This window comes from Aminithiophilus ramosus, assembly GCF_018069705.1.
Taxonomy (GTDB): Bacteria; Synergistota; Synergistia; order Synergistales; family Aminithiophilaceae; genus Aminithiophilus; species Aminithiophilus ramosus.
This window is the reverse complement of sequence record NZ_CP072943.1, coordinates 2,983,971-2,998,490: the sequence shown is the minus strand read 5'-3', so window position 1 is coordinate 2,998,490 and position 14,520 is coordinate 2,983,971. Positions and strand designations below refer to the sequence as shown.

Sequence of the window (14,520 nt, the reverse complement as noted above, 5' to 3'; positions counted from 1 at the left end):
CTTAGAGATCGTGGCCGCAGTAGGAGAGGCCGAAGCTCTTGTTGCAGACGGGGAAGTCGGAGATGGCCTGCCCTCTCATGGCCATGGCCAGGCCCTGCCAGTTGTGGAAGGAGGGATCGACGACCTTGTACTGCGCCAGGCGCCCCCGCCCGTCGGTGAGGGCCGCGTGGCAGACCTCGCCCCGCCACCCCTCGACGAGGGAGACCCCCAGGTGGTCGGCCTTCAGGGGGGCCGATGACGCTGGAGGGGCGGTCTCGATCTCTTCGGCCAGAACCCTCTCGACGAAGTCCGCCGACCGGCTGAACTCCAGGGCCCGGACGCGGGCCCGTCCCATGACGTCGCCCGTCGTCCAGAGGGCCTCCGGGACGGGAAATTCCACGAAGGCGTCCCAGGGGCGGCGGGTTCGCAGATCGCTCGAGACGGCGCAGGCCCGTGCGGCCGGTCCCACGAGGCCGAGATCGCGGGCCGTCGGGGCCGACAGGGCTCCGACTCCCTCGAACCGGGCCAGGACGGAGGGGGCCTCCCAGAGAAGGCCGACGGCCGACTCCACGTCGGCGACGATGGCCCGAAGGCGCATCAGCAGCGTCTCCCGCCGCTGGGAAGAAAGAAGGGGGACCACCCCTCCCTGCCGGACGAGGCCTCGGCCGAAACGGTTGCCGCAGAGGAGGGCCGTCAGGTTGAGCAGGTCGCCGCGGAGGCGGCCGCAGTAGGCCGACGTGGGAAGAAAACCCACGTCGCCGGCCAGAGCTCCCAGATCGCCGACGTGGTTGGCCATACGCTCCAGCTCGAGGGCGGCCGAGCGGAGCCGACGGGCTCCCGGCGAGGGGTCCTGGTCCGAGAGGGCCTCGGCGACGAGGGCGTAGGCCGTGCCGTGGGCGATGGTGCTGTCGCCGGCCAGCGTCTCCATGTAGGCCATGGTCCTCCGGTCGGGGCCGCCGACGAGGGCCCTTTCGACGCCCCTGTGCTGGTAGCCCAGACTGATCTCGAGATGGAGCACCTCTTCGCCGTGACACTGGAACCGGAAATGGCCCGGCTCGATGACGCCGGCGTGGATGGGGCCCACGGCCACTTCGTGGATTTCCGCCCCTTCGACGCGGTAGAAGTCGGCCTCTCCCGCAAGGGGCCTTTCCTTTCCGCCCCGGAGGTTCCGGGGCGGGCAGAAGCGGAGCGGCTTGAGCCAGGGATGCCCTTCGGGGCGGAGGCCCCAGGTCTCGGCCATTTCCCGCTCGAAGGCATGGGCCTGGGGAAGGGCCGGCGTCAGGGAGGGGTAGCTCCCGTCGGTCTCCGTCGCCCCGGCCAGGAGGAGGGCGTCCTCTCCGGAGAGAAGGGCCAGGAGGAGAAAACCTTCGGCGCGGGGGACGGCGAAGAGGGCGCTGAGACGCATTCCCTCCCGGACCCGTTCGGTCAGGGCGGGGCCGAAATCGGCCATAGCCGAGAGGGGCAGGGCGTCCAGAGGCAGAATCGAGCGTTGCAGAGGCGCGAAGACGGTCACAGTCCGGTCCCTCCCAGTGCGGCAGAGGCGCCCTTCAGCAGGTTAAGAAGGGATCGCGGCGGCATAAGGCCCAGCACGAGGGCCGAGACGAGAAGGACCGAGGGGGGAAGGACGGCCCATAAGGGCTCCTTCCGGATCGGGCCGGTCGCCTCGCCGAAGGTCATGGAGATGAAGGGGCCCGACATGGCGACGAAGGCCAGGCTCAGGAAAAGCAGGTAGAGGGCCGTCACGAGCCAGCGTTCCTGGAGGAGGGCCGTCTTGAGAAGTCCCCATTCGCTCAGGAAGAGTCCGAAGGGGGGCGAGCCGACGAGGGCCAGGAAACCGCCGAACCAGAGGGCTCCCGAGAGGGGCAGCCTTCGGCCCAGCCCCGTCACGTCGCCGACTCCTTTGCTTTTGAAGGTCGAGAGGATGTTTCCCGAGGCGAGGAAGAGGGCCCCTTTGACGAGAGAATGGTTGACGGCGTGGAAGAGGGCGGCCGCCACGCCGCCTCCGCCGAGGCCGACGCCCAGGGCGATGAGTCCCATGTGTTCGACGCTCGAGTAGGCCAGGAGGCGTTTGTAGTCGGGCTGTCGCAGGATGAAGACGCCGGCCAGGGCCAGGGAGAGGAGTCCGAAAAGGATAAGCAGGTCGCCGCCGAAGCGCCCCGTTCCGGCGGCGACGGCGATCTGCTGGACGCGGAGAAGGCCCAGGAAGGCGCAGTTCAGCAGCGCCCCCGAGAGGAGGGCCGAGACGGGCGAAGGGGCCTCGCTGTGGGCGTCGGGCAGCCAGGTGTGCAGAGGGGCCAGCCCCATCTTGGTCCCGTAGCCGACGAGGATGAAAAGAAAGGCCATCTGGAGACGCGGCCTGTCGAGGCGGCCTGCGGCGGCGATGAGACCGTCGAAGGAGAGGGTCGTCACGTCGGGCGGACAGGCGGCGGCGATGAAAAAGACGCCGATGAGGGAGAGGGCGATGCCGACGGAACAGACGAGGAGGTACTTCCAGGCCGCCTCGAGGGAACGGCGGTGACGGTGGTAGTAGATCAGCGGGGCGCTGGTCAGGGTGGTGGCCTCGATGGCGACCCACTGGAGGGCCAGGCGACGGCTGACGACGACGAAGACCATGCTGGCCAGAAAGAGCAGCATGCCTCCCGTGAAGACGGCCTCCGGAGCGTCGACGGCGTAGGGGAGGCCCTCTCCCTGACGGCGGAGAGGGGCGGGACGGTTCCGGACCTCGCCCAGGCTGTAGGCCGTCACGGCCAGGAAGAGGAGGACCGTCAGGGCCAGGAAGAGGAGGGAGATCTCGTCGAGGCCGATCCAGGGTCCCCGAACGGGACCGGCCTTGACGGCCAGGAGGGTCAGAAGGCCTTCGACCAGGGCCGAAACGCCCCAGAGCAGGCGTCGCGCGTCGTCGCGGCCGACGAGGAAGGCCGCGATTCCGGCGCAGGCGGGCAGGAGGATCAAAGACCAGAGGAGAGTCATCGCACTGTCTCCCTTCCCGAGGGAAGATCGCTGAGTTCGTTGAAGAGGTCGGCGTCGATGTGGTCGAACTCGCGGTTGATGTGGAAGATCAGGATTCCCATGAGGAAGACGCCGACGAAGACGTCGAGGAGGACGCCCAGCTCGACGAAGGCGTTGAGCGAGCTGCCCAGGGCGAGGCTGACGGCGTAGATGCCGTTCTCCAGGACGAGGTAACCCAGGACCTGGGTGATGGCCTTCCGCCGGCTGACGATGAGGAAGAGGCCGACGAGGACGAGAAAGAAGGCCGTCGCCTGAAGAAGGGGGAAGGGGCTTCCCACGCGCAGAAGGCCGGCCGTGACCCAGAAGGAGAGGCCCAGCAGGGCGATCCCGGCCAGGATGGAGAGGGGATAGCTCACGAAGGGCTCGATCTCCCGGCGGATCGACACGCGGTGGAGGACGTGATCGAGCAGGAAGGGGAGCGCGATGCCCTTGAGGAGGAGCGTCCCCGACGCCAGGAGCCAGACCCCGAATCCCCCATGACCGCCTTCGGTGAGGAGGGGGACGAGGGCGAGGACGATGCCCTGAAAGGCCATCATCCGGATCGAGAGGCCCAGGCGGCTCGACCCGAGCTGGAGGAGTCCCGAGAGGATGAGCAGGGCCGCGAGGGCGTTCACAGCCGCTCTCCCGTCAGCTTGAGCAGAAGGGCCACGACCGCCAGGGCTCCCGCGCCGAGGAGCAGCTTGGGCACCTGGTTGAGGCGAAGCCGGGCCATCGTCGACTCGACGAGGCCTACGGCAAGGACCGTCGCCGCCACGAGGAGGGGAAAGAGACCGAGGCGCAGGGCTCCGTCGACGGGCAGCGAGGCCAGAAGAAGGTCGGCCACGAGGGCGGAGAAGAGCCAGAGCTTGAGGGCTCCGGCGTAGTGAATGAGGGCCAGATCGGGGCCGCTCGAGTCGAGGATCATGACCTCGTGAATCATGGTCAGCTCCAGATGGGTCTTGGGATCGTCGACGGGGATGCGGGCGTTCTCGGCCAGAAGGGCGACGAACCAGGAGGAGGCGACGAGGAGCCCCAGGGCCGCGCCCTGGCCGGGGGCGAAGAGGGAGGCCAAGGTCCCCTCTCCCGAGGAGGGGAGAAGGGCCGCCATTCCCAGAAAGAGGGACGGCTCGACGAAAAGGGCGAGGAGGACCTCCCGGGAGGCTCCCATGCCCTCGAAGCTCGACCCCGTGTCGAGGGCGCCCAGGACGGTGACGAAGCGGGACAGGCCCAGAAGATAGGCCAGAAAGACCCAATCGCCCCGGAAGGAGAGGGGGCCGGCCATCCCCCCCCAGGGGAGGAAGAGAGAGGCCGTCAGGAGGGCGCCCAGAGAACAGAGGGGGGCCAGACGGACGAGGCCGCAGGAGACGTCGCTGACGACGACGCCCTTGCGGAAGAGCTTGGCCATGTCGCGGTAGAGCTGGACGGCCGATGTGCCCCGCCTTCCGGCGAAGCGGGCCTTGACGCGATAGATCAGGCCCGGCAGGAGGGGGGCGGCGAGCCAGGCCGCCAGGGGGAAGAGCCAGGAGGTCATCGGAGCGATCCCGCCTTTCCGATCAGAAGCGCCACGAGGGTGAGGGCGATGTAAAGGACATAGAGCTGGACCCGCCCCTGCTGGAGGAGGCGCAGCGGCGCCAGGAGCCGATCGACGGCCCGGAAAAGGGGCCGGAAAAGGCCGTCGTCTCCCGTTCCCGGCGTCTCCGTCGAGAGAAAGACGGGCTCGGGAAAGAGGCCCTCCGGGCGGTGTCCCCGAAAGCCCGTTCTCAGGAGGGGGGCGAAGAGGTCCGTCAGAGGGCGGCTGAAGGAGGTGGCCGTGTACTGCATGCGCGGCGTGGGCCTCCCGTAGCCGCAATCCCAGGTGGGGCCCTCGTCCCGCGGCGCCCTGCCGGAGATGCCCCGGCGGACGGCGGCGACGACGGCGACGGCGGCGACGAGGAGGCCTGTGGACAGGGTGAGCTTGTGCAGCGTCGCCGAAGCCCCGGCGAGGAGCGTCCCATCGGCGCTTTCCGTCAGGATGGCCGCTCCCGGCGCCGCCAGAAAGAGCATGAAGGGAGCGGCGAGACCGGCGGCGAGGCAGAGCAGGGCCAGAAGGGCAAGGGGGAGCGTCATGGAAAGAGGCGCTTCCGTCGCCTGAAGGGCGCTTTCGGAACGGCCCTGGCCGAGGAAGACGATGCCGAAGAACCGGGCGAAACAGGCCGCTCCCAGGGCCCCGACGGAGGCCAGGCCGGCGAGGACGATCGCGCCGGCCGCGATGGAGGGCGTCTCTTTCGCCATGACGCTTTCGATGCCGGCCAGGTAGAGGAGAAATTCGCCGACGAAGCCGTTCAACGGCGGAAGGGCGGCGATGGCCCAGCTCCCGACGAAGAGGGCGCCGCCCGTCCGGGGCATGACCCTCAGGAGCCCTCCCAGGCGGTCCATCTCCCCCGTGCCGCAGCGGCGGAGGACCGTCCCCGATCCCAGGAAGAGGAGTCCCTTGAAAAGGGCGTGGTTGAGGACGTGGAGCAGACCTCCCGAGAAGGCCAGAAAGGCCACGGAGGGCAGGTCGCGGCAGCGGCCGACGAGGGCGATGCCGAAGGCCAGAACGGCGATGCCCACGTTCTCGACGCTCGAATAGGCCAGCATCCGCTTCAGGTCCTTCTGCCCCAGGGCGAAGAGAAGGCCCGAAAGGGCCGAGGCGAGGCCGAGAAAGAGAAGGGCCCACCCCCAGCTCTCCCGGGGCTGGAAAAAGGTCAGGGTTCGCAGCAGGCCGTAAAGGCCCATTTTGAGCATGACGGCCGAGAGAAGGGCCGAGACGTGGCTCGGCGCGGCGGGATGGGCCTCGGGAAGCCAGATGTGGAAGGGCACCAACCCGGCCTTCGCTCCGAAGCCGACGAGGGCCAGAAGAAAGAGGGTCGTGGCGGCGGAGGGAGAAAGGTCGAGGCCGGCGAAGGCCTCGAAGGAGAGGGAGGCGGCCTCGTTGCCGAGAAAGGCGAAAAAGGCCAGAAGGGCCATCGTGCCCAGATGGGTCGCCACCAGGTAGATCCAGGCGGCTCGGCGGACCTTTTCCGCCTCGTGATGCTCGCCCACGAGGAAAAAGGACGAGAGGGCCATCGTCTCCCAGCAGAGGAGGAAGAGGAGACCGTCGCGGGCGGCCGGGATGAGCAGCAGCGAGGCGACGAGGAGGTTGAAGAGGAAAGGCGACGCCTTCTTCCCCCCGCCGCGGCGATAGCCCAGGCCGTAGAGGGCGCTCAGGGGCGCCAGGACGACGGTGGGCAGGCAGAAGAGGGCCGAAAGGCCGTCCAGACCCAGAGAGAGGTTTCCCCAGGGGAGGGGCCAGGGAAGGGAAAGAGGGGAGACCGGTTCCCCTCTCAGAACCGTGACGACGGGGACGAGAACGGTCGCCGCGGCGGCGAAGACTCCGGCGACGGCCACCTCCTCCCGCATCCGGGGAAGAAGCGCCGCAAGACCGGTTCCCGCGAGGAGCAGGGCGGCTGCAAGGAAAGCGAAAATTTTCTTCATCTCCTGTCTTCACGAAAGAGCCGTTTCCCCCGGGGGAAACGGTCTCTGCCGGATCGGGCCGGCCTGCAGGCGGCGAAAGGGTCTCTTTTTGCGAGGGCGGGTACGAGGGGCGAGGGCTTCCCTAAGCGTCGATCCTGTCGGAGAATATAAGGGGAGAGGGAAGAAAGATCAAGGGGTTCCTCTCGTCCGTGCGGGACCGGTGACGTCCCGATGAGGAAGGGAGATGAATCGGTGAGGATCGGCAGGGCATTGCTGCTCGTTCTGATCTGGATGGGCTGCGTCGGCCCGTCGGCCCGGGCGGCCTCCTACGACGTCGTCGTCGTCGGCGCCGGACCGGGGGGGACGGCGGCGGCCATCGAGGCGGCCCGCATGGGGGCCGCCGTGGCCCTTCTGGAGGAGTCGGCCGTCGTCGGCGGCCAGATGACGGCTTCGGCCGTCTCCACCATGGACGACATGTACGGCAACCGCAGCGGCCTCTACGGCGAGTTCTACGACCGCGTCCGGGCCCTCTACGGCGAGAGGGGCAAATCGGTGGGGACCTGCTACTGGGAGACCTTCACCTTCGCCTTCGAGCCCGCCGTCGGAGAGGCCATCCTGAGAGAGATGATCGACGAGACCTGCCGCTTCGGCGGCTCTGTCGACCTCTTCCTGAGGGCCTCCGTCGTGAAGGTCCTCCGCGACGGAGATGTCCTTAAGGGCGTCGTCGCCCTCGTCGACGGCAGGGAGGCGCGTTTCGAGGCCTCCGTCGTCGTCGACGCCACCGAGTGGGGCGACCTGCTTGCCCTGGCCGGCGCGGCCTGCCGGACGGGGCGGAACGTCGTCGCCGACGGAGGCCTCCGGCAGGAGGGCTTCGACGACGACGCCCGCATCCAGGACATCACCTGGGTCGTCGTCCTCAAGAAATATCCCGGCGGCGTTCCGGCCGAGCTGCGCGTCGACGAGGCCCCTCCCGGCTACGACGACTGGGTCTCCACCTACAGGAACCACTTGGCCCTCGACGGGTTTCCCTTCTCGGGCTATCCCGTCAGGCTTCCCGTCAACATGGCCACCCACAACGGCTACAGAGGCCTGCCCGACTCGTCCGTCGCGGGCGACGCCGACTGCTCGTCGCCTCTGAGCCTCCAGCTGCTGACGAAAAGCGGCGTCAACTGGGGAAACGACTACCCGGGCGAGGGCGGGTACGAGGGACGGAGCGGCCTTCCCGTGACCTATCTGGAGGACCTCTCCTTCCGACGCCGGGCCCACGAGCTGGCCATGATCAAGACCTTGGGCTTCCTCCACTACGTTCAGGTCGAACTGGGTCTGCCCTGGTCCGTGGCCGATGACGAGTTCGACGACGGGGCCACCTGGGAGGCCGTGAAAGAGGGGGTTCCGGCGCGCTACGCGTCCCTGGCCCGCCGTTTCCCGCCCGTTCCCTACGTCCGGGAGAGCCGGCGTCTCGTCGGCGTCGAGACCCTCACGTCGGCGGCCCTGCGCGCAAACGGCGACAGCTACCTCGAGGGCTCTCCCGGACGGGAAGAGGCGACTTCCGTCGCCACGGGCCGCTACATCCTGGACCTCCACGGCTCGGACGAGACGGAGGCCCTCGAGGCCGCCTTCGGAGAGAGCCATGAATCCATCGTCGATCACAAGCCCCGCGGTCCCTTCCAGGTTCCCATCGGGATCTTCATCCCCGAGAGGATCGACGGCCTCGTCGCCGCCGAGAAAAATCTCTCCATGACGCGCCTCGCCGCGGGAGCCCTTCGCCTTCAGCCCATCTCGATGGCCACGGGCCAGGCCGCAGGCGCCCTGGCGGCCCTGGCCGTCGCGGAAGGGCTGCCCCCCCGTCGCGTCGATCCCCTCAAGGTCCAGCGGGCCGTCGCCGAAGGGGGAAGCCGCATCGCCCTCTGCCTCTTCTCCGACGTGGCCGAAACCCATCCTCTCTGGCCCTCCGTCCAGGTCGCCACCGTCCGGGGCTGGATCGACCCCCTCGCCCTGCCCACGTCGCCGGCGCCGCGCATCGACGACCTCGATGCCGTCCTTGCCGCCTCGCGCCAGGGATCGACGAAGGGCCTTTTCGGCGTCGACCGTCCCCTGACCGTCGCCGAAGGCGAGCTCCTGCTCCGGCGGGCCCTGGACCTCGACGATCCCCTGGGGCCCTTCCTCAACGAGGGCCCCAGGCTCCGCCTGTCCGTCCTCCTCCGGGCCCTCGACGCCTCGACGGGACGCCGTCGTGGCCTGGCCGAGATCGTCGAGGATTTCAGGCAGAGGCGCCTCCTCTTCTCTCTGGGCTTCGAGGCCGCCGTCGATCCCTTTTCGAGCGTCACGCGGGGCCAGGCCGTCGACATCGTCCTTCGCTTCCTCACCGATTGAGTCCGCCGTAAGGGCTCTCTTTTACCCGATCAATCGGGCCGGACGAAAAGGACAGGTCCTTCGGGGCCTGTCGCTTCTTGCTGCGGAACGTTCGGGCCGGGCCTCGTGCCTCGCCCGTCGCGGGGGGCCTCGGGCCCCAAGACAGGAAAGGCAGGTTTTCGCATGAACGCTCGTCACGTCGAAGAGATCGCCGCCGAACTCTCCCTGGGCCCCTCTCAGGTTAGCGCCGCCGCCCGCCTTCTCGAAGAGGGAAGCACGGTCCCCTTCATCGCCCGCTATCGCAAGGAGGCGACGGAATCCCTCGACGAGGTGGCCCTCGTCTCCATCCGCGACCGCCTCGTCCAGCTCGCCGAGCTGGACCGGCGCCGAGAGGCCATCGTCGCCTCCCTGGCCGAGAGGGATCTCCTCTCCGACGAACTCCGGACGGCCCTGGAGGCGGCCCGGACCATGACCCAGCTGGAGGACCTCTACCTCCCCTACCGCCCCAAGAGACGGACGCGGGCCACGATGGCCCGCGAGAAGGGGCTCGCCCCCCTGGCCGAAAGGCTCTTGGCCGCCGCTCAGGGCAGAGAGATCCTCGCCGATCCCTTCGAGGCGGCCCGGGCCTTCGTCGACGGCGAGAAGGGCGTCGCCGACGTCGACGAGGCCCTGGCCGGGGCACGGGACATCATCGCCGAGACCGTCAGCGAAGACGGCCGGGCCCGTCATGCCCTGCGCCTTCTCTTCGTGCGCCGGGCCGAGGTCCGCTCCTCCGTGGCCAAGGGGAAGGAGGAGGAGGGGGCCAAGTACCGCGACTACTTCGACTGGAGCGAGAAGGCCCGCCAGGCCCCCTCCCATCGTCTGCTGGCCCTCTTCCGGGGCGAGAAGGAGGGGTTCCTCTCCCTCTCCTTCCAGCCCGAGGCCGACGAGGGCGTCAAGGTCCTGGAGCGCCTTTTCGTCACGGCCTCTGGAGCGGCCGCCGAGGAGGTCCGCCGGGCCGTCGTCGACGGCTATGGCCGCCTGGCTGCCCCCTCGATGGAGACGGAGCTGAGGGGAGCGCTGAAAAAGAAGGCCGACGTCGAGGCCGTGGCCGTCTTCGCCCGCAACGTCCGCGAGGTTCTCATGGCCTCCCCTCTGGGACAGAAGCGCCTTCTGGCCGTCGACCCCGGCATCCGCACGGGCTGCAAGGTCGTCGCCCTCGACGGCCAGGGAAGGCTGCTCGCCACGGACGTCGTCTACGCCGTGGGGAGGAAGGACCGATCCGAGGCGGAGCGGAAGGTCCGGGCCCTCGTCGAGCGCTTCTCCATCGAGGCCGTCGCCGTCGGCAACGGCACGGGAGGGCGCGAGGCCGAGGCCTTCCTGAAGGACCTCGACCTGGGGGCGTCGATTCCCGTCGTCCTCGTCAACGAAAGCGGCGCCTCCATCTACTCGGCCTCCGACGTGGCCCGCGAGGAATTTCCCGACCAGGACCTCACCGTCCGAGGGGCCGTCTCCATCGGCCGCCGTCTTCAGGACCCCCTGGCCGAGCTCGTCAAGATCGATCCCAAATCGATCGGCGTCGGCCAGTACCAGCACGACGTCGATCAGAAACTCCTCAAGTCCTCCCTGGACGACGTCGTCCTCTCCTGCGTCAACGCCGTCGGCGTCGAAGTCAACACGGCCAGCCGCCAGCTTCTGACTCACGTCTCGGGGCTGGGCGAGTCCCTTGCCGCCAAGATCGTCGCCCATCGCGAGGCTCAGGGGCCCTTCCGGAGCCGATCGGAGCTGCGTGCCGTTCCCCGTCTGGGACCCAAGGCCTTCGAGCAGTGTGCCGGTTTCCTGCGCGTCCGGGGCGGCGACGACCCCCTCGACGGCAGCGCCGTTCACCCCGAACGCTACCCCCTCGTCCGGAAGATGGCCCGGGACCTGGGCTGTTCCGTCGAGGACCTTCTGAAAGATCCCGAACGACGACGGGCCATCGACGTGACCCGTTACGTCAGCGACGACGTGGGGCTGCCGACGCTGAAGGACATCCTGGCCGAGCTGGAAAAGCCCGGCCGCGATCCCCGCGAGGCCTTCGAGAGCTGCGCCTTCGATCCCGACGTGAAGGAGATCGACGACCTCCGCTCGGGCATGATCCTCTCCGGCGTCGTCACCAACGTGACGGCCTTCGGCGCCTTCGTCGACGTCGGCGTCCATCAGGACGGCCTCGTCCACGTCAGCCGCCTGGCCGATCACTTCGTCGCCGACCCGGCCTCCGTCGTCAGGCCGGGCCAGCGCGTCACCGTCTCCGTCGTCGACGTCGACAGGGCCCGGAAGCGCATTTCCCTTTCCATGAAGGGATTGGGCGAAAGGGGGGGAGAGAAGGCATCGCCCCGATCCTAGCGGTCGGAACGATCGTTGGGATCAAAAAAGAGGGAAAAGGACAAAAAAACAAAAACCCCTTGCTTTCATTTCTCCGTGACATAGTCTTAATATTAAAAAAGGAGATTGAAGACGGGGGGAATGTGCCGATGGAAAAAGAGCTGGCGTTGCAGGATATCCTCGACGTGAAGTTCATGCAGAAGTTTCAGGACGCCTTCGCCAAGGCCATGGGAATGGCCGCCGTGACCGTCGACAAGGAGGGCAAGCCCGTCACGGAGCCGAGCCGCTTCACCGACTTCTGCATCAACCTGACGCGTCAGACCGAGAAGGGGCGCCGCCTCTGCGAGGAGTGCGACCGCAAAGGCGGCGAGGAGGCGGCCCGGACGGGCAAGCCCTCGGTCTACTTCTGCCACGCCGGTCTCATGGACATGGGGGCGCCCATCGTCGTCGACGGCCGCCAGCTCGGGTCGGTCCTGGCGGGCCAGATCCTTCCCGCCAAGCCCGACGAGGCCAAGTTCCGCCGCATCGCCTCCGACATCGGCGTCGATCCCGACCGCTACATCCAGGCCCTGGCCAAGATCGAGATCCGCCCCGAGGAGTCGATCCGCAACGCCGCCGAACTCCTCTTTCTCGTCACCAACACCCTGTCCGAGATCGGCTACCGCCGTCTCCAGTCCCAGCGCAAGGCCCTCCAGTTCGAGGAACTGGCCACGCGCCTCTTCGAGCGCATCGCCACGATCCAGGAGGGCATCGCCGAGCTCAAGACGGGCATCGAGTCGATGACGGCCACCTCCGAGAGGCTTCTTCTCAGAAGCGGCGAGGCGAGGAAGATGGTCAACGAGACCGACGAGATCCTCTCCTTCATCCGCAACGTGGCCAATCAGACCAAGCTCCTGGGCCTCAACGCCGCCATCGAGGCCGCCCGTGCCGGCGTCCACGGCCGGGGGTTCGCCGTCGTCGCCGACGAGGTCCGCAAGCTGGCCGATGTGAGCGTCGATTCGGCGGCCAAGATCGAGACGATCCTCAAAAGCGTCAACGAGGGCGTCGACGGCATCGAGGAGGGGATCAGGGGAACGGGCGCCCTCGTCGAGGAACATTCGCTCCGCCTGGGAACCTCCTTCGGCGACCTCGACGCCATCTTCCGCCTTTCCGAAGAGCTCAAGAACCTCACGGGAGAGATGCGTCTCCATTAAAAATCCAGAGGGTCTTTCGGGCCGGGCCGGAGAAAGGCCCGCACCGGCAGATCCGGAGGGGTAAAAAAACTCTGGTCCGCCAGAGAGTCGGCCATAGGATCGACGGGGCGATTTTGGCGGTCCCGGAGGGGAGGGTCTCGGCAGGTTCTGCCGAGACCCTCCCCTCCGCATCTCGGGAAAGGGACTCCCGGGGAACGGCCTTTTTCGTGCCCTGAATCCGAAGAGCAGGCTCGGTCAGGATAAACGTCGTCGGAGCCGCTTGAGCTTCGCTCAAACCACCTCGCCGGTGTCGGTCCGAGGGAACGTTTCCGCTCCCCCGGCCGCGTCTTTGCCGGGGCGATGGGAATTTTCGCTCTTTTTTCGTCGATTCGGGCTGCCGGCGAGGCGAATGCCGCACGGCGAAAGGATCGATGAGGCCGAATTGTCCTTGTCCTTTCTTGGGAAGACAACTGCTGTGCGAAATTAGCCGTGCGGTTCTCCGGGAGGCGCGAGGCGCGCCCTGAATATGGTGGACCCCATTGTCAAGACCATTTGAGGCCCGAAGTTAGTTAAAGTCAGACCGCCATCGGTCCCTCCCGGTCGGCAAAGTGAACCTCCCGCGGTGTCCTGTAGTTCAGTGAGGAGTGAAGCCTTTCGTCGTTGTAGAAGTCCATATACTCCCGCAGGCCGCAGCGGAGATCGCGGACCCGCTCGTAGTCGTTCAAGTAGAGCCACTCATACTTGAGGGTCCGCCAGAAGCGTTCCACGAAGATGTTGTCGAGGGCCCTGCCACGACCGTCCATGCTGATCCGGATCTCCTTTTCCTTGAGCAGAGACAGAAAGGCCTTACTGGTGAACTGACAGCCCTGGTCGGTGTTGAAGATCTCCGGCGTTCCCTGCCGAAGGGCCCTGTCGAGGGCGACGACGCAGAACTCTGCGTCCAGGGTGTTGGAAAGTTCCCAGGAGAGAACGAAGCGGCTGTGCCAATCGATGACGGCCGCGAGGTACATGAAACCGCCACTCATCGGGAGGTAGGTGACATCGGTGCTCCAGACCTGATTCGGTCTGACGATGACGGCGTTCCGGAGCAGGTAGGGATAAATCTCATGTTCGGGGTGAGGCTTGCTGGTTCCCGGTTTGGGGCCAATCCCTTCGAGCCCCATAAGCCTCATCAGCCGTCCGATCCGTTTGCGGTTCACGTCCTGTCCCTGTCGACGCAGCCAGGCCGTCATCCGGCGGCTCCCGTAAGAGGGGGCGCAGGTGTACCGGCCGTCGATGAGCTCCATGATTTCAAGGTTCTCCGCCGTCTCCGTCGCGGAAGAGCTCGCGTAGTAGAAGCTGGACCGGTTAAGATCAAGGAGGTCACATTGCCGACGAACACTGATCGAAGGGTGCTCGGGATCGATGGAGGTCCGCTTTCCCTCAAGCGTCAGCGCCTGATTTTTTTTTGAGCCAGTCGAGCTCCATCTTGAGCCGACCGATCTCCTGGTAGAGGGGGGCCATCGACGTCTCGACATCCATCGGAGTGCCTTTGCGTTGAAAGATCTCCGGACCCCCTTGCAGAAGCTGCTTCTTCCACTGACCGATCTGGACGGCGGAAACCTCGAACTCACCCGACAATTGAGCCAGGGTCTTATCCCCTTTCAGGGCAGCGAAGGCTACTTTGCTTTTGAACTCCGCTGAACGCCTCTGTCGCTTGGCTGCCATGATGTCCCCTCTCTTTCTGGGACCCTATGATACAGCCCGACTTCAACTGCAACTTAGCTCGTGGTCCAGTTTTCGGGGTCCACTATAGAAGCCCTGCCTTTTCCCGGCGTCGGGTTTGTTCGTGTCTTTAAACTTCAATCCCTCTCAATCAGTAACGCCTTCGACCTTCTCGTCGGTAGGCGAGTCATGTAAAATGATAAAGCGACGGAGACGTTCTCGTCTCCGTCGCAGAACGGTGAGGGGGTCGCTTTTTGAGATGTGCCGCTTCGGGGCATCGTCGGCGTGGCGGCCTTTTCCGTCCGCTCGGCCGGCGTCGTCTACAGAGATCTCATGGAAAGGATTCACCAGGAGGCTTTCGTGGCTCAGAGCCTCGTCCTCAACGGCGACCGCGATCTCTACCAGGCCCTCGTGGCCAAGCAGGCCCTTCTGAACGGGAGCACCGGGGCCGCGCTCGAGAAAAACCGGCTCCTCGGCGGCCATAGGGCGCATCATCGTCGCCACGGCC

The 14,520-nt window shown here is 66.9% G+C and carries 10 protein-coding genes; 3 read left to right on the top strand and 7 right to left on the bottom strand.

Annotated features, from left to right (window positions below):
- Window position 1: 1 nt before the first annotated feature.
- The 5 genes from KAR29_RS13525 to KAR29_RS13505 are packed head-to-tail and all read right to left on the bottom strand — an operon-like array spanning window position 2 to window position 6,462.
- On the bottom strand, window positions 2-1,492 hold the full coding sequence (locus tag KAR29_RS13525; protein WP_274373518.1) for a hydrogenase large subunit: 1,491 nt from the start codon (window positions 1,490-1,492) through the stop codon (window positions 2-4).
- Window positions 1,489-2,949, bottom strand: coding sequence for a proton-conducting transporter transmembrane domain-containing protein (locus KAR29_RS13520; protein WP_274373517.1), 1,461 nt, complete (start codon window positions 2,947-2,949; stop codon window positions 1,489-1,491). The genes KAR29_RS13525 and KAR29_RS13520 overlap by 4 nt, the downstream gene beginning before the upstream one ends.
- Complete coding sequence (locus tag KAR29_RS13515; RefSeq protein WP_274373516.1) at window positions 2,946-3,602, bottom strand: hypothetical protein; 657 nt, start codon at window positions 3,600-3,602, stop codon at window positions 2,946-2,948. The genes KAR29_RS13520 and KAR29_RS13515 overlap by 4 nt, the downstream gene beginning before the upstream one ends.
- A complete protein-coding gene (locus tag KAR29_RS13510) occupies window positions 3,599-4,498 on the bottom strand; it encodes a respiratory chain complex I subunit 1 family protein (RefSeq protein WP_274373515.1) in 900 nt (299 codons plus the stop codon). Before KAR29_RS13510 ends, KAR29_RS13515 begins: the two co-directional genes overlap by 4 nt.
- A complete protein-coding gene (locus KAR29_RS13505; protein ID WP_274373514.1) occupies window positions 4,495-6,462 on the bottom strand; it encodes a proton-conducting transporter transmembrane domain-containing protein in 1,968 nt (655 codons plus the stop codon). The genes KAR29_RS13510 and KAR29_RS13505 overlap by 4 nt, the downstream gene beginning before the upstream one ends.
- A gap of 210 nt (window positions 6,463-6,672) precedes the next feature.
- Between KAR29_RS13505 and KAR29_RS13500 the strand changes: the two genes are divergently transcribed.
- The 3 genes from KAR29_RS13500 (at window position 6,673) to KAR29_RS13490 (ending at window position 12,329) form a co-directional block, all read left to right on the top strand.
- Window positions 6,673-8,814 (top strand): FAD-dependent oxidoreductase, encoded by a 2,142-nt coding sequence (locus KAR29_RS13500; RefSeq protein ID WP_274373513.1) that lies wholly within the window; start codon window positions 6,673-6,675, stop codon window positions 8,812-8,814.
- A gap of 162 nt (window positions 8,815-8,976) precedes the next feature.
- Entirely contained in the window at window positions 8,977-11,157 is a 2,181-nt protein-coding gene (locus KAR29_RS13495; protein ID WP_274373512.1) for a Tex family protein, read from the top strand.
- A 128-nt stretch (window positions 11,158-11,285) separates the two neighbouring features.
- Entirely contained in the window at window positions 11,286-12,329 is a 1,044-nt protein-coding gene (locus KAR29_RS13490) for a PocR ligand-binding domain-containing protein (protein WP_274373511.1), read from the top strand.
- Between the two features lie 554 nt (window positions 12,330-12,883).
- On the opposite strand, the gene KAR29_RS13485 is transcribed toward KAR29_RS13490, so the two are convergent.
- Both KAR29_RS13485 and KAR29_RS13480 read right to left on the bottom strand, forming a co-directional pair.
- Window positions 12,884-14,015, bottom strand: a protein-coding gene (locus KAR29_RS13485; protein ID WP_274372332.1) for an IS3 family transposase whose coding sequence is annotated in 2 segments (ribosomal slippage) — window positions 12,884-13,748 and window positions 13,747-14,015 — 1,134 coding nt in all. Because the reading frame shifts where the segments join, the coding sequence is not laid out codon by codon here.
- A gap of 144 nt (window positions 14,016-14,159) precedes the next feature.
- Entirely contained in the window at window positions 14,160-14,516 is a 357-nt protein-coding gene (locus tag KAR29_RS13480) for a hypothetical protein (protein WP_274373510.1), read from the bottom strand.
- Between the last annotated feature and the right edge of the window lie 4 nt (window positions 14,517-14,520).